Origin of the sequence: Pseudoalteromonas aurantia, assembly GCF_005886875.1 — a bacterium.
In the GTDB taxonomy this organism is placed as follows: domain Bacteria; phylum Pseudomonadota; class Gammaproteobacteria; order Enterobacterales; family Alteromonadaceae; genus Pseudoalteromonas; species Pseudoalteromonas aurantia_A.
In genome coordinates, this window is the sequence record NZ_PNBY01000037.1 from 14366 (window position 1) to 36646 (window position 22281).

Annotated in this window: 19 protein-coding genes; 11 read left to right on the plus strand and 8 right to left on the minus strand. The window is 40.7% G+C overall.

Translation table 11 applies throughout. The features are described 5' to 3' along the window. Positions 1-473 precede the first annotated feature (473 nt). Positions 474-2078 (minus strand): isocitrate lyase, encoded by a 1605-nt coding sequence (locus tag CWC18_RS09060; RefSeq protein ID WP_138593081.1) that lies wholly within the window; start codon positions 2076-2078, stop codon positions 474-476. Positions 2079-2303: 225 nt separating this feature from the next. On the opposite strand from CWC18_RS09060, the gene CWC18_RS09065 reads away from it, so the two are divergent. The 7 genes from CWC18_RS09065 (at position 2304) to CWC18_RS09095 (ending at position 10700) form a co-directional block, all read left to right on the plus strand. Continuing rightward, entirely contained in the window at positions 2304-4481 is a 2178-nt protein-coding gene (locus CWC18_RS09065) for a malate synthase G (protein ID WP_138675131.1), read from the plus strand. A 213-nt stretch (positions 4482-4694) separates the two neighbouring features. Beyond that, entirely contained in the window at positions 4695-6716 is a 2022-nt protein-coding gene (locus tag CWC18_RS09070; RefSeq protein WP_138675132.1) for a S9 family peptidase, read from the plus strand. A gap of 193 nt (positions 6717-6909) precedes the next feature. Further along, entirely contained in the window at positions 6910-7764 is an 855-nt protein-coding gene (locus CWC18_RS09075) for a hypothetical protein (RefSeq protein WP_138593087.1), read from the plus strand. 63 nt (positions 7765-7827) lie between these two features. After that, positions 7828-8280, plus strand: coding sequence for a TlpA family protein disulfide reductase (locus CWC18_RS09080; RefSeq protein ID WP_138675133.1), 453 nt, complete (start codon positions 7828-7830; stop codon positions 8278-8280). Positions 8281-8352: 72 nt separating this feature from the next. Beyond that, on the plus strand, positions 8353-8697 hold the full coding sequence (locus tag CWC18_RS09085) for a hypothetical protein (protein ID WP_138675134.1): 345 nt from the start codon (positions 8353-8355) through the stop codon (positions 8695-8697). 60 nt (positions 8698-8757) lie between these two features. After that, complete coding sequence (locus CWC18_RS09090) at positions 8758-9348, plus strand: two-component regulator propeller domain-containing protein (RefSeq protein WP_283957022.1); 591 nt, start codon at positions 8758-8760, stop codon at positions 9346-9348. Between the two features lie 287 nt (positions 9349-9635). After that, on the plus strand, positions 9636-10700 hold the full coding sequence (locus CWC18_RS09095) for a sensor histidine kinase (protein ID WP_138675135.1): 1065 nt from the start codon (positions 9636-9638) through the stop codon (positions 10698-10700). Between the two features lie 20 nt (positions 10701-10720). On the opposite strand, the gene CWC18_RS09100 is transcribed toward CWC18_RS09095, so the two are convergent. Further along, the gene (locus CWC18_RS09100; RefSeq protein ID WP_138675136.1) at positions 10721-12775 is read right to left on the minus strand and encodes a beta-propeller domain-containing protein; all 2055 of its coding nucleotides are present in this window, start codon (positions 12773-12775) and stop codon (positions 10721-10723) included. 157 nt (positions 12776-12932) lie between these two features. Between CWC18_RS09100 and CWC18_RS09105 the strand changes: the two genes are divergently transcribed. From CWC18_RS09105 to CWC18_RS09120, 4 genes are read left to right on the plus strand one after another with little or no spacing between them, the layout of a single operon-like run. Continuing rightward, a complete protein-coding gene (locus CWC18_RS09105) occupies positions 12933-13820 on the plus strand; it encodes a MipA/OmpV family protein (protein ID WP_138675137.1) in 888 nt (295 codons plus the stop codon). Further along, positions 13810-14205, plus strand: a complete 396-nt coding sequence (locus tag CWC18_RS09110) for a DUF3019 domain-containing protein (RefSeq protein WP_138593509.1) — start codon at positions 13810-13812, stop codon at positions 14203-14205. Before CWC18_RS09105 ends, CWC18_RS09110 begins: the two co-directional genes overlap by 11 nt. Beyond that, complete coding sequence (locus tag CWC18_RS09115; RefSeq protein ID WP_138593508.1) at positions 14205-14894, plus strand: response regulator; 690 nt, start codon at positions 14205-14207, stop codon at positions 14892-14894. Before CWC18_RS09110 ends, CWC18_RS09115 begins: the two co-directional genes overlap by 1 nt. Positions 14895-14903: 9 nt before the next feature. Then, the gene (locus CWC18_RS09120) at positions 14904-16157 is read left to right on the plus strand and encodes an ATP-binding protein (RefSeq protein WP_138593507.1); all 1254 of its coding nucleotides are present in this window, start codon (positions 14904-14906) and stop codon (positions 16155-16157) included. 23 nt (positions 16158-16180) lie between these two features. Here the strand turns inward: CWC18_RS09120 and arfB are convergent, their stop codons facing one another. The 6 genes from arfB to CWC18_RS09150 all read right to left on the minus strand — a co-directional run bounded on the left by arfB (position 16181) and on the right by CWC18_RS09150 (position 22234). Next, entirely contained in the window at positions 16181-16594 is a 414-nt protein-coding gene (gene arfB / locus CWC18_RS09125) for an alternative ribosome rescue aminoacyl-tRNA hydrolase ArfB (protein ID WP_138593506.1), read from the minus strand. 97 nt (positions 16595-16691) lie between these two features. After that, entirely contained in the window at positions 16692-17897 is a 1206-nt protein-coding gene (locus CWC18_RS09130; RefSeq protein WP_138593505.1) for an ABC transporter permease, read from the minus strand. Between the two features lie 11 nt (positions 17898-17908). Then, positions 17909-19159: an ABC transporter permease gene (locus CWC18_RS09135; RefSeq protein WP_249930092.1), complete on the minus strand. Its 1251-nt coding sequence runs from the start codon at positions 19157-19159 to the stop codon at positions 17909-17911. A 75-nt stretch (positions 19160-19234) separates the two neighbouring features. Beyond that, positions 19235-19924, minus strand: coding sequence for an ABC transporter ATP-binding protein (locus CWC18_RS09140; RefSeq protein ID WP_138593503.1), 690 nt, complete (start codon positions 19922-19924; stop codon positions 19235-19237). A gap of 12 nt (positions 19925-19936) precedes the next feature. Beyond that, positions 19937-21217, minus strand: coding sequence for an efflux RND transporter periplasmic adaptor subunit (locus CWC18_RS09145; RefSeq protein WP_138593502.1), 1281 nt, complete (start codon positions 21215-21217; stop codon positions 19937-19939). A 189-nt stretch (positions 21218-21406) separates the two neighbouring features. After that, positions 21407-22234 (minus strand): chromosome partitioning protein ParA, encoded by an 828-nt coding sequence (locus CWC18_RS09150; RefSeq protein WP_138593501.1) that lies wholly within the window; start codon positions 22232-22234, stop codon positions 21407-21409. Between the last annotated feature and the right edge of the window lie 47 nt (positions 22235-22281).

The following is a 22281-nucleotide window of genomic DNA, read 5'->3' on the forward strand; positions in this document are numbered from 1 at the left end:
CTTGCTTTTTCAGTATATCCACATCATTGAATGATGGTTGTGCTAATACAATGTCAGTTAAAGTAATATTAAAGAATAAATAAACTGAGCTAGATAGCGTTTCATAATGCTTATTGTATTGAAAACTGCACACCTTCTTTATGATTAATATGGTTGAATTATGATGCCTGTAAAGGGCCTTTACATATTGCATTTTGTGCAATTATTTTATCGGCATTAAGGTAAAGGGTTAGTAAAATTGTGTTTTATCAATGCTGGGCGTTAGTAAAAATTTGATTTATAACTGTGTTAAAGTTAGTAAAAATGTGCTCTGTGAGCGATTAAGGTCTATTTATTGGTGAAATAATTGACTGAAAATATGTTTTAGCGGTAATTCTTGAATACTACGTTGAATTTGCCAAAAGGTAGTAAAAATATGATCCGGTGTGTCTAGAACAATAAAGAGCCTAAAAGGCTCTTTATTGGCATCATTTTTAAAATTGATTCATAGTATTGGCTGACCCGCCAGCTTTCAATGCATTCTCTCCTGAAAAGTATTCTTTATGAGTATCCCCAATGTTAGACCCTGCAAGGTCTTGGTGTTTCACTGATGCCTGTTCTCTACGGATCTCTTGACGTTGCACATCTCTGACATATGCAAGCATTCCGAGTTCACCAAAGTAGCCTTCAGAAAGAATGTCAGTACTGAGTGCTGCTGTATGATAGGTGGGTAATGTGATCAAGTGATGGAAAATTCCTGCTTCTCGCGCCCCATCCTTTTGAAAATTCTGTACCAGTAAATCAGCTTCACGGGCAAGTTCTGTATTATCTAACTCTGGGCTCATCAATGCTTTCGGATCATGGCTTGGATCTGGATAGTGACTTAAGTCTTTTTGTTGCGCTTGCCACTGTGCATAGACTTGCTCTCGGAATTTCAGTGTCCAGTTAAATGAAGGTGAGTTGTTATAAACTAGTTTAGCATCGGGCACTTGCTCTTTAATACTATTGACCAGTTCGGCGATTTGACTAACGTTTGGCTTTTCAGTTTCAATCCAGAGTAAGTCGGCACCGGATTGTAAGCTCGTAACGCAATCTAATATGACACGCGCTTTTTCTGACCCTTCTTTAAATTGATATAGGCCATTATCAAGGCGTGTTGGTTTGCGGAGTTGCCCATCGAGTTTTATCGCCATTTCGCCGTCATTTAGCTCATCTATATTATCGACCACGGTTGTTTCTAAAAATGCGGTGTATTGGCTTGCGATATCTCCAGGCGTTTTTGATACCGGGATCTTTTGCGTTAAACTCGCGCCCAAAGAGTCTGTTCTGGCGACAATTATTCCCTCTTCTACACCCAGTTCTAAAAATGCGTAGCGTACAGCATTAATTTTTGCGAGAAAATCTTCATGTGGCACCGTGACCTTTCCTGCTTGGTGGCCGCATTGCTTAGCATCTGATACCTGATTTTCTATTTGAATGGCACAGGCACCCGCTTCAATCATTTTTTTAGCCAATAAGTAAGTTGCCTCTTCATTACCAAAACCCGCGTCAATATCGGCTATAATTGGTACAACGTGTGTTTCAAAATTATCAATTCGCGAAATGATTTCTTGGGTCTGTTTACCTTGGGATATTGCATCATCCAACTCCCGATATAAGTGGTCTAACTCGCGTGCATCTGCTTGTTTTAAGAAGGTATAGATCTCTTCAATTAATGACGCAACAGATGTCTTTTCATGCATACTTTGATCTGGCAGCGGGCCAAACTCTGATCGCAGTGCTGCAACCATCCAGCCACTTAGGTACACGTATGAGCGCTTGGTTGTTTTTTGATGCTTTTTCACAGCCATCATCATTTGTTGTGCAGTAAAACCATGCCAGCAGCCTAGCGATTGTGTGTATTGACTGTTATCTGCATCATACGCAGCCATATCTTGGCGCATGATATTTGCTGTGTATTTCGCAATATCAAGGCCCGTCTTGAACCTGTTTTGAAGGCTCATTCGACTAGCAAACTCTGGGTTTATAGACTGCCATGTTGACTTGTTGCTCTGACAAAGGGTTGTATAGTGATCTACTTTAGCTTGGTAGTTTTTCATAACGAGTTATCCTTCGAACGGTTAATTTATATCTGTTTTTAATATGAGAGTGCACCAAGTGGTCTGACCCCGGTGATTAATTAAACATTAAGTCTGTTTTGATGATTTTTTAAATTTATAGTTGTTATTGTCATTATCATTTATGTGAATGTGCATTTGCTGTTCGAGTGGGTGGTCTTTACGTTATGGTTACTCAAACCCGTTCAAATTAACTAGGATTTAGATATGAGTATAATGGTCCAACACTCTGGCTTGTCGGTAGATAAGGCGCTCTTCGAATTTGTAAATCAACAAGTACTTCCTGGTACAGGTATTCAACAATTGCCATTTTGGGATGGATTCGCGGATCTGATTGAGTCTTTATCACCTATAAATAGAGAACTGTTAAGTAAGCGGGCTAATCTACAAAAAGAAATTGATGAATATCATCGAGCAAACCCTGTATGGGATAGCCACAAGTATCGGACATTTTTGCAAGATATTGGTTACTTAGTCACCCCGCCTAAAAAATTTAGTATTGATACAGAAAATGTTGATCCAGAAATCGCATTGATGGCTGGTCCGCAATTGGTGGTGCCGGTGAATAATGCGCGGTTTGCTTTGAACGCAGCGAATGCTCGTTGGGGATCGTTATATGATGCTTTGTATGGCACTGATGTGCTTTCGCAAGACGAAGGAGCGGAGAAAACCCCAGAGTATAACCCTGTACGAGGCTTCAAAGTGATGGCGTTTGCACGTCAGTTTCTTGATAGTGCTTTGCCTTTAAGTAATGGTTCACACATAGAAAGTACAAATTATGCAGTACTAAATGGTCAGCTAATGGTTACGTTGAATGATAGTCAACATGTGACGTTACAAGCACCTGAGCAGTTCATTGGCTATCAAGGTCAAGCGCAAGACCCGTCGTCACTGTTGTTTAAACATCATGATTTACATATTGAAGTGCAAATAGACTGCCATGACCCTGTTGGTCAATCAGACAAAGCAGGTATTAAGGATGTTGTGTTAGAGTCAGCTCTGACGACTATTATGGACTGCGAAGACTCGGTCGCTGCTGTGGATGCACAGGATAAAGTGACGGTATATAGTAATTGGCTTGGTTTAATGAAGGGCACGCTTACAGAAGAAGTCTCTAAGCAAGGGCGACTTTTTACTCGTCAATTAAACGATGATAAGCGCTTTATTGCGGTGTCTGGAGAGAAAATAACGTTAAAAGGTCGAAGCATGATGTTTGTGCGCAATGTTGGCCATTTAATGACAACCCCAGCAATTGTTGATCGTCATGGACAGGCTATCTTTGAGGGGATCTTGGATGCAGTGATCACGTCACTTTGTGCTTTGCATGATCTTAAAGGGTTAGGTAAGTATAATAATTCGGCTTCTAAAAGTATTAATATTGTAAAACCTAAAATGCATGGCCCCGAAGAAGTGGCGTTTACAGCTCGGCTATTTTCAAGCGTAGAAGCGCTATTGTCGTTACCCTGCAATACAATAAAAATGGGGATCATGGACGAAGAGCGTCGCACCTCTGTTAATCTCGCTGCATGTATTGAGCAAGCTAAATCTAGGGTGGTGTTTATCAATACCGGATTTTTAGATCGTACTGGAGATGAAATTCATACTTCCATGCTTGCGGGTCCAGTGCTGCCTAAGTCACGTATTAAGTCACAACCATGGATATCGGCTTATGAGGATCGTAATGTTGATATTGGTCTGAATTGCGGCTTTTCAGGTAAAGCGCAAATAGGCAAAGGTATGTGGCCAATGCCTGATAATATGGCGCTGATGATGGAACAAAAGTTGGCACATCCAAACTCTGGTGCAAATACGGCTTGGGTACCCTCCCCTACAGCCGCGACTTTGCATGCTATGCACTACCACAAAGTCAATGTATTTGATGTACAGCAACAAATTATCAAGCGCGAAGAAGCGGCTTTAGGCGAATTATTGACGCCACCGTTACTGCATGATGTTCAGTTGAGCAAAGAAGATATTCAAGTTGAGTTGGACAATAACGCCCAAGGTATATTAGGTTATGTGGTACGTTGGATAGACCAAGGAGTGGGTTGTTCGAAGGTACCTGATATTAACCATGTGGGGTTGATGGAAGACAGAGCGACACTGAGAATATCTAGCCAGCATATTACCAATTGGTTAGTACATGGGATTTGCTCTCCAGAGCAAGTGCATAGCACATTCTTAAAAATGGCTGAGGTGGTGGATGGGCAAAATCAAGATGATCCCAATTATAAGCCAATGGCTACAAGTGAAGAAGAGTTACAAACGAATTTGGCTTTTCAAGCTGCACTTGCCTTAGTATTTGAAGGTGCTGAACAGCCTAATGGTTATACCGAGCCGTTATTACATGAGTTTCGTTTGAAGTTTAAGCAACAGCGCCAATAGTTAAATAAACCAATTGACTATCCAGTACGAATGTAAACCCCCATTACATTCGTACTGTGATTCAGTGCATGGCCGCCTGTGCGTTTTGCATCGCTCAGGTTTGTACGCGACATTTGAAATCGCAACGTAATGACTAACTAAACGCAAACAGTTGACCCAAAGGCTTATATAGGCTCTTATGTTTTACGTTTGCTCAATATTAAAGGAATCCTTATGAAGTTATTTTTGGTTGCATTGGGTCTTGGCTTGTTTGCGAGTTCGGCCTTTTCAGCCTCCTCCTCATTAGCACTTAACGATGTGTTTGACTTAGAGTACGCTAATCAAGTCGAGTTTAGTGAAGACGGTAAAGTTATTTACTTTGTTAGAAATAGAATGGACATAAAAACAGATCGAAAAGTTGGAAATATTTGGTCTGTTAATGTGGAGTCAAATGCGTTGGAGCCAATTACTTCTGGTTTGCATATGGATTATGCTCCCGTGATATCGCCTGATGGTAAGCGATTAGCATTTATCTCAACGCGTGATGGCAGCAGTCAAATATATATGAAGTGGCTGAAATCAGGCGCTATTGCAAAGATTAGTAATCTAACTCAGTCTCCATCTGGCCTCACATGGACACCTGACGGAAAACAGCTTGTTTTTTCTCAATTTGTACCCGCCAAACCAAAAGCTCCGGTGAATTTACCAGGAAAACCAAAAGGCGCTGAGTGGGCAAAGTCTCCGATATTTATAGATGATGTATATTATCGTTCTGACGGCGCTGGTTATTTAAACTCTGGTTTTTATCATTTATTTAAAATTGACGCCAATGGTGGGAATGCACAGCAGCTGACGACTGGGGATTTTGATCACCGCGGAGAAGTGAGTTTTGATACAGAAGGAAAAGTACTTTATTTCAGTGCAAATAGGCATAAGAATCATGCGTTAAAGCCGAGTAATAGTGAAATATATTCATTAGATATGAAAAACAAGAGTATTAGTGCTGTCACGGATAGAGAGGGTCCTGATTGGTCACCTAGGGTGTCTCCGAACGGTCGCATGCTGGCTTTCATTGGCTTTGATGATAAGCGTATGAACTATGAAAATGCGGATATTTATATTCGTAACCTTGAAAGTGGTGAGACAAAAGTGATCACGGATGCGCTAGATCGCAGTGTTGAGGAGATCCAGTGGGACAATAAAAGCCGAGGTATATATTTTAGCTACGACTCACATGGAAAAACGACCGTCGCACACCAACCTTTGAAAGGAAAAAGTAAAGTCTTGACCGATGCTGTAGGCAGCGTCGCTTTCGGCCGTCCTTATTCCGGTGGCAGTTATGATATTAGCCCTCGAGGAGAGGTTGCTTTTACGCTCGCAGATCCTCAAAAGCCTGCGGATATTGCGCTCGTAAAACGCGGTAAACCGATCAAACTCACGGACTTAAATAACGATGCGTTAAGCAACAAAACATTGGGTAAAGTTGAAGAAATTTGGGTTAAATCAAAGCATGATCAGTTAGATATTCAAGGCTGGATTGTTTATCCACCTGGGTTTGATAAGTCTAAGAAGTACCCACTTGTGTTAGAGATTCATGGAGGGCCCGTCGCTAATTATGGACCGCACTTTAGTGCTGAAGCGCAGCTATTTGCCGCAAAAGGTAGTGTAGTTTTATATATGAACCCACGTGGTAGTGACTCATATGGCAAGGCGTTTGCACAAACAATCCACCATAATTACCCAAGTAATGACTTTGATGACCTAATGACAGGTGTCGACGCTTTGGTGGAAAAAGGCTTTATCGATGAGAAACGCTTATATGTCACAGGTGGTTCAGGTGGTGGTGTATTGACTGCATGGATTGTTGGTCATACAAACCGTTTTGCCGCCGCGGTTGTGGCAAAGCCTGTTATTAATTGGTATAGCTTTGTGCTAACCGCCGACTACTATCCATTTTTTGCTGATTATTGGTTCCCAGGTAAACCGTGGGAGCATATGGCGCATTATATGAAGCGTTCTCCAATCAGCTATGTTGGTAATGTCACAACGCCGACTATGTTGTTAACTGGGGATGCAGATTATCGTACGCCCATCTCAGAAACTGAACAATATTACCAAGCTTTGAAGTTGCAGGGGGTGGATACTGCGATGGTGCGCATTCCAGACGCTTCGCATGGCATTACTGCTAGACCTTCAAATTTGATGAATAAAGTGGCTTATATTCAATGGTGGTTTGATAAGCACGCAGAAAAATAGACAGTGTGTTTAGTAATAAAAAGCCTGCTTTAATTAAGCAGGTTTTTTCGTTTTAAACAGGTGACTTTAGATCACGTGACGTGTGCTTGAATCACTTTATTGCGCGCAGTAGTATACAATAAAGGAAGAAAAGCTCCTTTTAAGAGGGGTAAGATGGGCCCATTACAGATGTTTCAGGAGTGTTGTGCAGTCAATGATTAACCGGATCCGTTATCGCGCAGTTATATTATTACTTGGCTTGTTTTGTAATATAAGCATGGCTGAGTCGCTTCGTATTTATATTGACGATGAAAAAGACTTGCTCGTGTTTACCGGTAAAGTCGAACCCATCAATATTGCTGGGGCGACCAATAATATGTTGTTGAATGCGATTGGCGAGTACCCGATTGAATTCGTACCATCGAGTTATAAACGCGCCTTACGGATCATGTCTCAGCAGCCTCATCCTACCTGTTTGTTTAATAAGGTAAAAACGCCTATTCGTGAAGCTAATTTCTTGTTTAGCTTACCAATCAACTTATATTTGAGTCGCCGCTTATATATTCATAGCCATGTGGCTCCTTTAGAGGAAGCCTTGCTTGATAAGCAAGGCAATGTTAAGTCACTGCCTTTACTTTTGGACGTTCATAAGAACAAACTCATTGTTATCGCTGGTGACTTTTCATATGGCCCATTTTTAGATGAGCAATTAGCGCAAGTTAATAGTGAAAATAAAGTGTTAATAGAAGGCAGCAATCACTACGAAACAGTGTATCGTATGTTTAATTTAAGACGGGTAGACTTTTTAGTAGCCTATCCAGCCGAAATGTATCGACATGTCAAAATAGATAAAGCAACGTACCAGTCTTATCGAATAGCCAATTCACCAGAGTATATTTTAGGACATGTGATGTGCAATGACACTAAGATGACCCGCGCGTTTATAACTAAAGTGAATGACGTAATGGTGAAGTTGTATAAACAAGAACCCTTCATTGAGGCACACCTAAATTACTTGCCAGAAGAGGAACATAGTATTACGAGGCGATATATCGATACGTTAAAGTAATACACCTATGGCAACAGTCAGTATGATTTATGCTGAAATGTTAGGAGTGAAAATGAGGGAAAGATGCGAAATATAATAGGGTTTGGAGCCTTGTTCTTGGTGAGTTTATGCACTTCAGTAAAGGCGAAGTTACCAGAGGTAGAATTGCAGTCGCTAATTCAACAGCACCGGGGCAAAGTTATTTATATCGATTTCTGGGCGTCGTGGTGTACGCCTTGTCAGCAAGCGTTTATATGGATGAACACACTCGATAAAAAATTTGAGGGTAAAGTGCAAGTAATAGCAGTGAACATGGATGCGGATAAAGTCGATGCATTGGCTTTTTTGCAAACTAACCCTGCAGACTTTCCGGTTGTTTATAACCCTTCTATGAGCATTGGTAAGGCCAATCAGTTAAAAGGTATGCCGAGCAGTATTATTTATGATGTGCAAGGCAAGAAAGTAGTACAATTCTCGGGTTTTAATGAGGAGAAAATGCGACATTATGAAGCAATTTTAACTGAGCTGACCAAATAAAAAGAGTGAACTCATCAACGTACCTTTACGTAATTATTGGAGGTACGAGAAACATTAAGCTATAACACCTCCATGAGACTAAATATTTTTATGGGAACGTATTTGTACTACTGTCTGACTTTGTTGTATTGCTGTTTGCTTGCATCCTTTAGTTGTTTCTCCCAGCACACACTTCCCTCGACATCTGATACGGTTTCTGCTGTTGATTTGGGCAAAGCGCTTTGGCAACCATTGTTAACTACCACATTACCGAGTGGCGCTGCGACCCTTAAAAAATCAACAGCCGCCAATTTAGGTTATTCTCAATCGCTAGATTTTACACCTAATGGTCATGCTCAAGTTATAGTTAGGCCCACGGGTTGGCAGTCATCTAACACGGAGCTTATTGTCTCAGGGACAATTGATAATATCCCTTGAGAAGCCGTTAAACCGGCGCAGTATGAGCTGAACGTTCAATCCGATGTAAGGCACTTTTCAATTCGTCAAGGTTTACCAACCGGCGCGGTATACAGTGTATTTGAAGATACAGATAGTATGGTCTGGTTGGGCACGAACGGAGAAGGTGCATGCCAATATTCTGGCCTTTATTTGCGCTGTTTGACGAGCTTGCATGGCTTAAACAATAACAGAGTATGGGACATTGCTCGTAGCGCCAGTGGCGATTTTTGGTTTGCGACAGATCAAGGTGTCAGTGTTCTTAAAGGTCAATCAATGTATCAAGTGTATCGGGGTGATACCGTGTTTGATACTAAAGTGAACGATATATTACTTGTTAAAGACCGCGTTTTTATCGCCACGGATAATGGACTATATGTTATCTCTAATGGCGTTTTATCAAAATTAGAAAGCGATGTAATACTTAAAGTAAATCGATTGGCACAAAAAGAGGGGTCAAGCATTTGGTTAGCCACGGATTCTGGCCTATATACGCTCGAAAATTCAATTTTACATCGTATTGATTTGGCCGGGCCGGCGTGTCAGGGCCCTGTTGCAGCATTGGCCCCAACCAATGAGAGTTTGTGGTTGGGGATCACTGGCCGAGGTGTATGCCAGCTTGACTTTGGATAGGCACTGAACGTGGGTTAAACTCTGTTGCACTTACTACGCTATTCTCCTCATCAGACCTTATAACACCTTTAAGGTATACCCATGACAACGGATATATTGCCATTGATAGTACCTTAAATACTGCAGAAAAAATTAACAACACCATTTATTGGGGGTCGAGCTATGGTGTCGCATATTTTAATGCGAATGATTTCGTGGCACCTAGTGGCATCACCGTAAACTTGCTAAATATTAGTGCAAGTCAGGGTAATACACCCCGCCCTCGTTTTGTTTCACTGTATAAACAAATGACGAAACTACCCGCAACAACTTTTCAGCTGCGTTTTCAGTATAGCGCGCAAGAATGGAAGAACCCTGAACGAATAATGTACCAAACTCGTTTAGTCGGTGTCAGCGATTACTGGAGCGAACCCTCTAACCAGAGTGAAATTACGTATACGCAATTAGCTGCGGGTGAGTATGAATTTCAGGTGCGTGCATCTGCACCTTACGGAGCGGATGAATATACTTCTTTTTCTTTTATTATCTTGCCCCCTTGGTGGCAAACATGGTGGGCATATACCTTGGCGTTGTTGCTGCTTATTGGCGTCATTTATGGTGCTTTAAAGTGGCGGTTTGAGTTTTTGCAAAAACAACAAAGAATTCGTGATCGTGCCGAATTTTCCGAAGCATTGTTACAGCGAAAGAAGCAACTTCTTGCGGAAGTATCTCATGAGATCCGAACCCCATTGAGTGTATTAAAAATGCAAATCGAAGGGTTGGAATATAACTTAATTGAAGATACTGAAAAAACCTATGAATTGTTGCACCGTCGAATAAGTGACATCAACCATATGATTGCTGATATTGATCAGCTTGCGATGACTGAACTGTCAGAACTGAGTTTGAATGTTAAGCAGATGGATGCTGTGACATGGTTAAAAAATTGGACATTAGATGCCCAAAATCGTATGGATCAGACCGCAGAGGGTCGTTTCGATTATATGCTTGATTTACCTATGAGCTTGATAGTTGATGCCGATAAAGAACGATTAACTCAGGTGCTCAATAATGTTTTGTCTAACAGTTTACGTTATAGCACCCCACCGATTTTGATTGAATGCAAAGCCACCTATAGTGAAACGCACTATGTAATTTCTTTGAGTGATAGTGCTCCTGGTGTGTCTGAGGAAGAGTTAGCCTTGATATTTTCACGTTTATATCAAAGCGAGCGAAACAAATCGTTATTTAAAGGGGGGACAGGTCTTGGTCTAGCAATTAGTGAAGATCTGATAAATCGACATGGTGGAATGATAGAAGCGTCTCATAGTCCGTTGGGTGGCGTGACAGTGAATATTACCTTACCGCGATAATATTCACTGTCCGTTGTGAGTTAAAGCGGCCCTGTGTTTTGTGACGGTGTTTGCCAGAGGCTATACCACGCATAATTACCATGAATATAGTAAATGTTATCTTTTTGTAACACCGCGCGATCATCGTTGCCCGGTATCAATGGTAAATTATAGATATTGGGTTCATCATATTTAATACCACTATCGCCAGTATGGTTGAGTGTTTGTGTCTCTGTATTTATTTCAAACAAAGCGAGTTGGTTGTGCTTGGTCCACTGATAGTTTTTCGGGTCAGTGCCCGTTTGCTCCCATTTCTCGAGGGGCATACTGAATCTGTGTAGCTGAGGTTGTGCTTGTAAAAAGCTCAGAGCACGATAGTTATATTCAGCAGGTGTGTAGGCATCAGGAAATATTTTACTACTGAGCTGAGTAGGCGAAGTGATATCGCTGACATCAAATAAACTAACCTTGGCACCTTGCGTTACATTTGCAGGTTCGGTGTTGTTAATATTTGCAACTTCTTGGCCAATGCCTAGCAATAAGTTTTCACTGATTGGGTGCAGGTAAGCAGAGTAGCCTGGTACTTCCAGTGCTCCTGCTATGTATGGTGATGTGGGAGTTGTTAGGTTAATGACATAAAGCGGATCGGTTTGTTGAAATGTGACGACGTAGGCGAGATCATTGAAAAACCGGACAGCATAAATATCCTCATCAACAACCCCTGATACAGTATTTATTTTACCAATTGGCGTGGTATTCGTTTGGTTAGGTAGCTCAGCAATACTGGTCAGTTCAGCGTCTTCTTGAGCAAGGACATGAAGTTTATGTTCGAATCCTTCAAGGAAGTCGCCATTAGAGGTAACAACACGCAGATGATCATTATATTCACTAAACCTGAGGTTTTTCAGGTTATGCCCAAAATGCCCCGAAACTGTTCCGCTGGCGACATAGTTGAATGTTTGCGTATCAAATTTGAATTTATGAATGACAGAATTGATGTTTTTTTCTTCGTAATGTGTGCTGTATGTATAGAGCGCATTTTTTGAAGCATAAATACCTTCTATCTCGGTATTCACACATACCGTGTTGTGTTGGGTTGGGTTGGTTAATGAAATGCGTGTAATAGACATAATTGCATCATAGCCAGTCACCTGCGATGCACTTTGTGAGATGTAGCACTCATTGGTATCGAATAGGGCCTGTGTTTGGTTGGTATCTGTTCGTGTAATCGAGGGGATCAAATGATCAATATCTGTTTCGCTTAACGCTTGGTAGTTTTTAAGCTGTGTCTGAGCATCTGAATTACTAAGATCAAAGCTTGAATAAGTTGGTCTAAAGTTACTGACGATATAAAGCGTGCCATCGATTACACGGCTATCAATCAACACACCATCAATTGTATATTGCTGCGAAATAGCTGCTTGTTCAGGGGTAGTTATGTCAGCAAAACTAATTTCAAACTGGGGTGTGTCTTGCGCGACGAAGGCAGCACTTGATGTTGCTTGTGTGGTTAATGGCTCTATAGTTAGCCCACCATCAATAGAAAACCAGCCAGGCTGAGCGTTAATTGACACTAATGTGTCTTGCTCAATATACAATTTTTGTTCAGAGAACTCAGTGTATGACGTCGATAAATCTTTTACTGACTCCAGCATGCCATTATCTGTTCGCTTAAGTATACGAATATAATGTGGCTGAGGGTTGTCTGTTTGTGGAACTAGGTCATTATTTCGATTGGCGGCGATGTATAAGTAGTTGCCGTCGTACTTGACTCTGTCCGCTTCGTTGACGTCTTTCTCTTGTTGGTTGGTCGCTGAAAACGACGCCGATGTACTGACAGGAGCACTGTGGTTATTGTTATTTTCTAACCCTGCATTAATAGGCTGATGGTAACGCATAAAAATGCCATTTTTTAAATGGGTAGAAAATTGGCGGGTTGTTACTTTCTCTAACGGCGCTGTTGAAACATTGATCCCTGTAAAGTTGGGTAATGTTAACGTTTGCGGCGTGTCAGATGTATTGGCTTGTTCATTATTTCCACCACACCCGCTTAATATAGTGAGTGCTGCAATTCCGAGTAGATGTGTACGATACATAATACGGTTCCTTGAATGAAGAGCTGGAAATATACTTTACAAAATGCGCTCAAAATAACTGTTACCTTTAACGTACGAATTGTTATTTAATGTAACTCTTTCTGGTAAATCCTACACACAATGTTAAATTAGCAGCTGTATTATAAGGAGCTGTAAATTGAAATATCTTTTTGCAATGACAGCATTGCTCGTCTCCCTATTTAGCGTTGCTGAAGAATCTTTATGTCAACATAGTGATGACAATTGTATTAGTGTCGATCAGTGGCAAGTTTCAGTTGCCGTTGGAGCTGGAGTATTGACGAATCCACTATCTGGCGGAAAAAACTTACCATTATTGGTGGTGCCTTATGTGCGTTATTACCACGATAAGTTTTTTTTAGAAAATACTACGGTTGGTTATACATTTGCTGAGTCTGCAGACTTTGATTTAAGCATTATTGCAGAGCCTAACACTGAACAAGCTTTTTTTGAGCGACTTCATATCCGCAACTTGATTGCACCAGGAACCTATGGCGTAGCAGATGGTACGATTGTTGGCGAAAGCGAGGGTAATGTTCCAGTATCTCCAGAGCGCACGGTATCTATTGATGATATTGCTAAAAGAGGGTGGGCATTAGACTCGGGGTTATTAGGACATTGGTACTTAAACGAAAACAGTAAACTGTCTTTACAGTGGCTACATGATATTTCTGGTACGTATCAGGGCAGTCATATCAAGGCTGCTTTTCATCATGAAATGAAGCCGTTAGCAAGTGTGCCCGTCAAATTTCACTTTATGGCGGGCCTGCACTGGAAAGAGAGCAGCTTAGTTGATTATTACTATGGTTTACACGAACGTGATGGGGTGGATGAATCTCTATTCTATTCAGGGAAAAGTGTTTTAACCCCTGTTGTTGGCGCAACGATTAATTATAAACTCTCTGATGATTGGGTCGTAAAATTGAGTGTAAAACGTCAGTTTTTGGGCTCAGGCATAACAAACAGCCCCTTGATTGAAAAAAGCCATGTGACGTATTTTTTTGTTGGAGGGGTATATGCGTTTTAATCCCATCTATCTCTTTAGCTTAAGTATTTTATTACCGCACAGTTTATTTGCCCAATCAAATAAATTCCAACAAGCTGCTTTACAGATTAAGCCATTAACTTGCGTTGTCCGCCAATTGGGGGAGCCATGTCAGATGACTGTGAATATTCAATGGCAAAATCAAAATCAAATAGATGCCTGTCTATATCAAGAAAAAAATAAGCTGCGGTGTTGGCAGCAAAAAGATAAAGTGGCAGAGCAGTTACAGATTACGCTCGCACAAAGTATGCGTTTTAGCTTGTTAGATTTGCAAGGCACCTTACTTGCAACACAAACCGTTAAGGTAAATGCGGCTGTGAGTAAGCGTTATCGAAGAAAATTAAAAACCGATTGGAGTTTCTTTTAATGGCCCATATTATGTTGGTAGAAGATGATGAGCGTCTTGCAGCCTTGACTGCTCAGTTTCTACAAAGTAACGAATTTATAGTTACAATTGTTAATGATGGTGCTGATGCTGTTGAAGCTATCATTAGCAAGCAGCCCGATATTGTTGTGTTAGATATTATGTTACCTAATCAAGATGGATTTAGTATCTGTCGCGCGGTGCGCCCTCATTATAATGGACCAGTATTGTTTTTAACTGCGAAAGACAGCGACTTTGATCAGGTTAAAGGATTAGAGATTGGCGCTGATGACTATGTGATAAAGCCTGTTGAACCTTATGTTTTGCTTGCAAGAGTTAATGCACTATTACGCCGAAACTTTGCTACTGCGCAAAGCAGTGATAATTTAGAGTTAGGTCAGCTTAAGATTGATAAGGCTGACAGAACTGTATATTTAGCGGGTGATGAAGTTGAACTCACCAGTTATGAGTTTGATCTTTTATGGGCACTGGCAAGCAATGCGGGCGAAACACAAAGTCGCGAGTATATTTACAAACACGTTGTTGGTCGGGAATATGATGGACTAGACCGAAGTGTAGATGTGCGAATTTCTCGCTTACGTAAAAAGCTGGGCGATAACCCTGAACAGCCATTTAGGTTGATCACGGTGTGGGGTAAAGGATATTTGTGTTCAAAGTCAGCTTGGGAATAACTTGAATTTATGATCCGATTATTGATCAGCTTATATTTGGTGGTGTTTGTTAGTATTGTATTGATCAATCAAAGCAGTGAGATGATCTGGAACAGTTGGGTTCATCAAGCACCAGATGAATTGCGTCATGCTCAGTTGGTGGCTAAAGTATTACAAGAGAGTGTGTCTGATATACACCAACTCCCCCCTCATGTTACGACGTTATCGTCCGACGATGTTGCCTGGCTACCCGAACAAATTGCGGCTTTACAACAAGGTGGCGTGATCACGACCTTCACGGAGCAAGGTGACGCATTGCTCACATTTCAGATCAATGGCGAAGAGTCACTTGCACAGTTGGGCCCATTTTTACCTGCAAGTAATGCGCTTGCACAAAAATACCTATTTAAACTACTTTCGTTTGTTGTACTGGGGTTACTGCTCGTTTTTTGGCTCAGACCTTTGTGGCTCGACTTGATGCAATTTAAGCGAGTTACAGCGCAGCTGGCACAAGGTCAGCTCGATATATCGATTCAGCCTTCTAAATTTTCTGCGATTTCGAATCTAACCAGTCAGTTTCATGCTATGGCGACCAAAGTTGCGAATTTAATGAGCGATCAGAAGCAGCTCGTTAATGCGGTATCCCATGAATTGAGAACCCCGTTGGCGAGGTTGAAATTTGCGTTGGCAATGTTAGCTGCGAAAGACCCCAAAGAAGTGCAAGCGATGTCTCAAGATGTACAAGAAATGGAGTTATTGATAGATGAAATGCTGGGTTATGCGCGTCTTGAAATTGCTGCTGAATCTTTAGAATATCATGCTTTTGATTTTTCTACGTTGGTTCACGGTCAAATTGAGAAGCTACAAAGAACCAATACAAAAGAGCTAAATGTAACCCTATGCCCCAATGTTACGATTTATGCTAGCCAGCATTATATTGCGCGAGTTGTGCAAAACTTATTACAGAATGCTTGTAAATATGGCCAATCAAAAGTGCATGTTACGCTACGAGTAAGTCACGAAGAGGTTGAACTGCAGGTTGAAGATGATGGCGCTGGAATTAAACCTGAAGATAGGGATAAGGTGTTTTCGCCTTTTGTGCGTGTTGACCATAGTCGAAATAAAGCTTTAGGTGGTTTTGGTCTTGGGTTGGCAATTGTTCAAAAAATATTGAATTGGCATAATGGGCGATGTGAAGTGAGTACATCTTCATTGGGGGGTGCTCGGTTTGTGATGTACCTCCCCATTAGCGAGAAAGTTAAGCTGTTAAAGGTAACACCCTAAATGCGACTTAACGTTAATCTAGCTTAGTATTTTAGCTTTTTACGTAAGTTTTTTGTTTGGCCATGCTTTACTTTGCTATCAACCCTTTTTCTTTGTGAGCTTCTCGTTGGTTTAGTTGCTCTGCGAGTTTTCTCCACCTTAGTTGCATCTAAAATGAGTGCCTTTAGCCGTGTTAACGCTTCTTCTTTGTTCATTTCTTGGGTTCTATGGCTCTGTGCCTTAATAACAATCACTCCCTCTTTGGTTAAACGACTGTCTTTTAAAGCTAATAACCGCGATTTATAAAACTCAGGGAGAGAGGATCGCTTAATATCAAATTTTAAGTGAATAGCGCTGGATACTTTGTTAACATTTTGACCTCCAGCACCTTGTGCTCGGATGGCGGTCATTTCAATTTCCCATGCGGCGAGTTCAACAGCATTTGATATCTTTAGCAAAATTTATTTTCTCAAAGTATATAGAGTGGATAGTTTACCACATTCACTTTAAATGGCGTTAGCCCACCGCCCGAATGTGGGCGCTAGGTTCGATAACTCAGGTTCCCCGAGTGGTAATGGCTGGAGAGATCTTTGCTGCTTGGCTAACAGGATACGCAACGGCAATTTGCCCGAGTAAAATAATCGCAATCGCGCCTACAAGTAGGAAATGTATTGGTACAGGCGACAGTGATAGTAATTCGACAAATTGGTTATTAAGTATGATGGCTGCCAGTATCCCTATACAAACGCCTATGGTTGATATGATGGCATTTTCGAGCATAAAGTAACGGATGACTTGGTGCTTGCTTGCGCCCAGAGCTCTGCGTGTTCCAATTTGTTTTGTACGACGACTTATATTGAATTTGGCTTGGCCCAGTATACCGAAGATTTTGATAATGGTTAGACAGATACACACGACTGTGAGTAACTTATTCGTGGCAATATCTTCTTGATAACTTCGCCTTTTCACTTCGCTAAGCGCTTCAATACTGTCTATTTGTTTATATGGATGTGTTAAAAGCTTTTCAGGTATTGCTTTGATGACGCTGGCCATTTGGCCGGACTCTACTTGAACAACATAGCGCTGTGTATCATTGGCTTCTTGTACTGCGGAAATAACGGTGTATTCTAGCGCGCTCCAGAAGTTCCATGCATTTTGTAGTTTGTCTACAATACCAATAACTTCATGGGGCTCTTTATGGTAATACAAGCTTTTTCCGAGAATATCACGCCAATTATCTGGGTATATTTTTTCAGCCAACGCTTTAGTTATGATGATCTTTGACGATTTAAATATACCGTCATTTTCAACTTTCTGAATATCAGAAGGTAAAAAGTTTTCCCCAGCAAGCAGGGTTAAATCAAAAGCTTCTATTAAGTTTTCATTTGAACCAAAGTAGCCACCATATGCAACATCTTCTTCATTTGGGTCTAATTTGAAGTCCATATAAAGCCCCCACCCTTCTAGTGGCAACCCGGTGATAGGGGCAGCATTAACAACACCATGTATGCTTTTTAATATGGTTAAATCATCTTCTAGTTGTGTGGTTAAATCACCTTGCTCAGAGGGTAAGTTGGCAACCACTATCAATGTGTTTTCCATATTTACGCCTATAGGGCGAGCAATCAAGTCACTACGTTCGGAGATCATGTAAATGGCATTGACGAGTACCATGAATGTTACCGCAATTTGGAATGCTAGCAATGCGGGGGCAATTTTTTGCTTTTTTAATGTTTTCAGTATGGGTATAAGATCGCGCATGTCTTTTCGTCCTATAAGCTTTTTAGCTGGCTTGATGGCTGCATTTGACTGGCTCTGATGATGGGATATAAGCCAAACACTAAACTAGAAATTAAAGCTAATAAGACCGTGCCAATGAGTAACTGGAGATTCATTTGCATTAAGCCTGAATGCAAATAGCTGTATGTTTGTTTAGCAGCGAGAAGACCAGCCTGTGCAAATAACAACCCTAATAAACCACCTGAGACTCCGACCACCGATAACTCAATGGCGAATTGTGTGACGATATCTTGCTTGCTCGCTCCAACTGCACGGCGCAGCCCTATCTCTCCTGCTTTAGCGTGAAATTTAGCTATCATTAAGCTCATACAATTGAGCAGGCATACGATAAGGAAAAGTACAGCCAACCAAACAGCCATTTTACTATCATCACTGACAACCTCTTCATCTATTAAATATTGTTTTAGAGGAACCAGCTTATTATAAATACGATTCTTAAAACGGCCTAAAGATTGTTGCTCTTTGGCATGATTATCAATAAATGTTTGATATTGATCATGGGTTTGCTTATCGGGAAGTTCTACCCAAAAAATAACCCACATACATTCTGATGCTAAAAAAGCAGAAAATGAATCATCTGTAGATTCTTGCCAGCAGGCATTACTGACTAATTTTTCCGTGAATAGCTCATTTTTTATTTGCGTGTTAAAAGGAATAAATAAGTCATATGGTTGTGTATATGCGATATGGGGTAGACCATAAAACTTTGGCAAGGGGTTCCATGAGTCTAACACTCCTATTACTTGGTAAGTCTCTGCGCCAAACTTGAATGATTTACCAACGGAATTTTCGCCATCGAACAGCCAGTCATTGGTGTTTTTAGACAATACCGCAACCTGTGCGGCATCCTTTCCATCTTGTTTACTCCAGCCTGAACCATATAAAAAAGGGGTTTCAAACATGCTGAAAAAGTCACTGGTGGTCGTACGAACTTTTAAACTTTTAGCAGTGACATGCCCGTTATTTATATGACCAATTTTTTGTTGAATGGCACTTAACGCAACCTGGTATTTAGGTATATCAGAATCGAGTAATACCTGTGTATCCTGATATGTTATTGTATAAGGGAGGATTTTTCCGTCACCATAAATCTCATCCATACTGTCTAACTGAACTTGGAACAACTGTGCACTTTTGCTGGGAATGGGGTCTTTAGACATCATGTAGCTTATGGTGTAAGTCGTCATGGTTGCGCCAATACCAATTGCGATCATAGTCACCATTAATAGACTTAATAGGGGCGTTTTACGCAAGCTTAGCAGTGCCAATTTGAAATAGTATGAATACATTTTTGGCCTTTACGCGATTTCTTTTTGGATATCTGGGCTGTCAGATAAGTGCCCATCTTTTATTTGTACAATTCGCTGAGCCTGAGCGGCTTGCTCATTATCATGAGTTACCATAATAATACTCGTGCCAGCGGCATTAATGTCTTTCAGTAATGACATAATGCCTTCTGCCATTTTTGAGTCGAGGTTACCCGTTGGCTCATCCGCTAAAATAACGCAAGGGGTGCCCGCAATGGCTCGGGCGATAGCAACGCGTTGCTGTTGGCCACCGGAAAGCTGGGTCGGGTAATGGTCTTTACGTCCAGCCAGCCCGACCTGTTCAAGCGCTTGTATGATACGTGCGTGTCGTTCATCACGGTTAAATTTTCTATAGCGCAGCGGCATGTCGATGTTATCATAGAGATTAAGTTCTGGAATGAGGTTAAAGCTCTGAAATACAAATCCTATTTTCTCATTCCTATAGGCTGATTTCTTTTTATCACTAAACTGCGCTACATCTTGCCCGTCTAACTCATATAACCCATCTGAGTGCTCTTCGAGCAACCCCGCAATATTTAAAAACGTGGTTTTTCCAGAACCAGAAGGCCCGATAACACTGACGAACTCGCCTTGCTCAATGGATAGATCAAAAGGGTGAAGTGCTTGCGTTTTAATTGCATCCGTAAGAAATGCTTTTGATAAATTTTTCATTTTTAACATTATTATTATCTCTTATTTCAGGATACGGACACTTGGTGCATCTTTAAAAATATCTGAGTCAGATATCACCACGGTATCACCGGTTTTTAAACCAGATATCACTTCTACTTTACCTAGGCTGCGAGAGCCTATTTTTATTGGGGTTTTCACTGCGGAATTATCGCTGACGACATAGGCAAATTGCCCGTTATAGGTTTTCAAAAACTGGCCTCGAGGCAAATATTGAATGTTATTTTTACGTTCTAAAATCACTCGGGTTGTCAGGCGCTGATTTTGTCTAAGTCCCGTTAAGCTTTTATCAGTAAAGCGTATTTTTCCTTGAACTCGCCCTTGGACTATTTCAGGAGAGATTGCGACTAGCTCGCCTTGGTAAAGACTTTGATTGAGTGTAATTTCAGCTTCCATCCCTAAGGCTAAGTCGTCTGCATAACTCTCTGGAATCTGGACTTCAAGCTCATATTCAGACAAATCCACAATACTTAGAAGTGCTTGATTTTTTGCAACCGAATTTTTTTGTTGTGTGCTTAAGTTGCCTACTAAGCCTGTTACTGGTGATGTAATTTTTAAACCATCAACTTGACGCTTTAGTTCGGTTACTTTTACTTGCTGAGAGTGCAATTCGAATTCTCGGGTTTTAATTTCAAACTTTTGACTTTCTTTTATTAATGCAACTTCTTTAACAGCGTGTTCGTATTCACGTTTGGCATTTTGTAAATCGTCTTTGGCTTTTTGATAATCAATGTCACTAATAATTTTATTTTTCATGGCTTCGCCTGAGCGTCGCATTTCTCTTTTAGCTGCATTGAGTGCCACCTGTGCTTGTCCAATTTGATTTTCTTGTTCTAAATTTGATTTTTTGACTTGGATTTTTTCACGCTCTAACTGATTCTTTAATCGAGTTAAGTTTGCGATTTGTTGGTTGTATTCACTTTTTAATTCGGGGCTATCGATTATGGCAATAGTTTGTTGTGTTACCACGCTATCACCTGCCTCGACTAAATATGTCACCGTCCCCTGCGCAGGGCTGTATAATATGGGTCGACGTGCAGCGATCACTTTGCCTTGTACAGAGAGATCTCTGATGAATAGGCCCTGTTTTACAGCTGCAATGTTAAGTTTATCCTTGTGAACAGCACTGGTCCCTTTGGTCCAATTTACCACTGAGGGCAATATAAAAAAATAACTGACAATGACTGTCAAAATGGTTGAAAATGAAAAAATGATCATTTTATTCAGTGAGCGAGGCTTTTCTATTTGTGTATCTTGCGCACTGGTATCTGCGATATAGCTCATACGTTGTTTACCCGAATCCTTTCTATGTTTTTACTAGCTTATTCAAAATAGGTATAAGTCTCGTTAGTTATTATTCAATTTAAAAGTCACGAGAACAAAATACACTTTATTATATAAAAAGTCACCAAGGTTAATAGTTTGTTTTATTTTTGTTTTATTGCTGTTGTGTAATTTCAAATTGTTGGTGGGTTAAGAGGATTTGTCTTGCTGGGTTTTAACAATTTCCAAATATCGACTTTCTATGAATTTTTTTTCCTTTGTTAGGTGCTTTAAGGCTAACTTTGTTTGCTCTAACTCTCCTTGTAACTCAGATAGTTCAGGCCCATTTTCCGTGTTACTCGCTTGTAATGAAAGTTGTTCTAACGCTTGACTTTGCTCAGATATTTGACGTTTATAGTTGTTAAGTGTATCCAACATATCGGCTTTTTCACGTTCAAACGTAAGTACCATTCTTTGCATCTGTTGTGGAGATGAATTAGCTTGGCCATTTTCGTTTTCAAGCGCTAAGCACTTTTCTTCTAGTTCTTTTTTTTCTTTTTGAAGCGACTCTACGGTATCGTATTGGTCATATAACTTTTTCCGCGTGACTTTGAGTTTATCCATACTTTTATCTAAATCCCCTTGTAACTTTCGAATGAGTGCGTGAGACTTTAATAGTTTTTTATTGAGATCTTTAATTGATTGATCTTCTTGTTTGGTGATGTGATCTTGCGTCGAGTTACGAATGTCGGTTAATTGTTGCTCTAGCGCAATTTGTATTTTGGCCAGTTCAGCAATGGTATTACTATGTTCATTGATATAGCCAAGTGCATTGTCAACGGACTCTCGGCACATGGCCAGCGTTTCATCGTTTTGTGCTGATGAAGCCGTGTGAGTGCCTGCACTAACCGATGAAGCAAACTTTCTAAATTCGCGTAATATTAACAATAAGATATAAAACCAGATTGCGAGAATTAGCAGGCCAAAATTAATGGCTAAGTATTGATATACAGTAATAGGTAATTGAAGGCTTGGCATAATGATGGTTTATTGTTAATTTTGTCAATCATATCTATTCAGTTTAG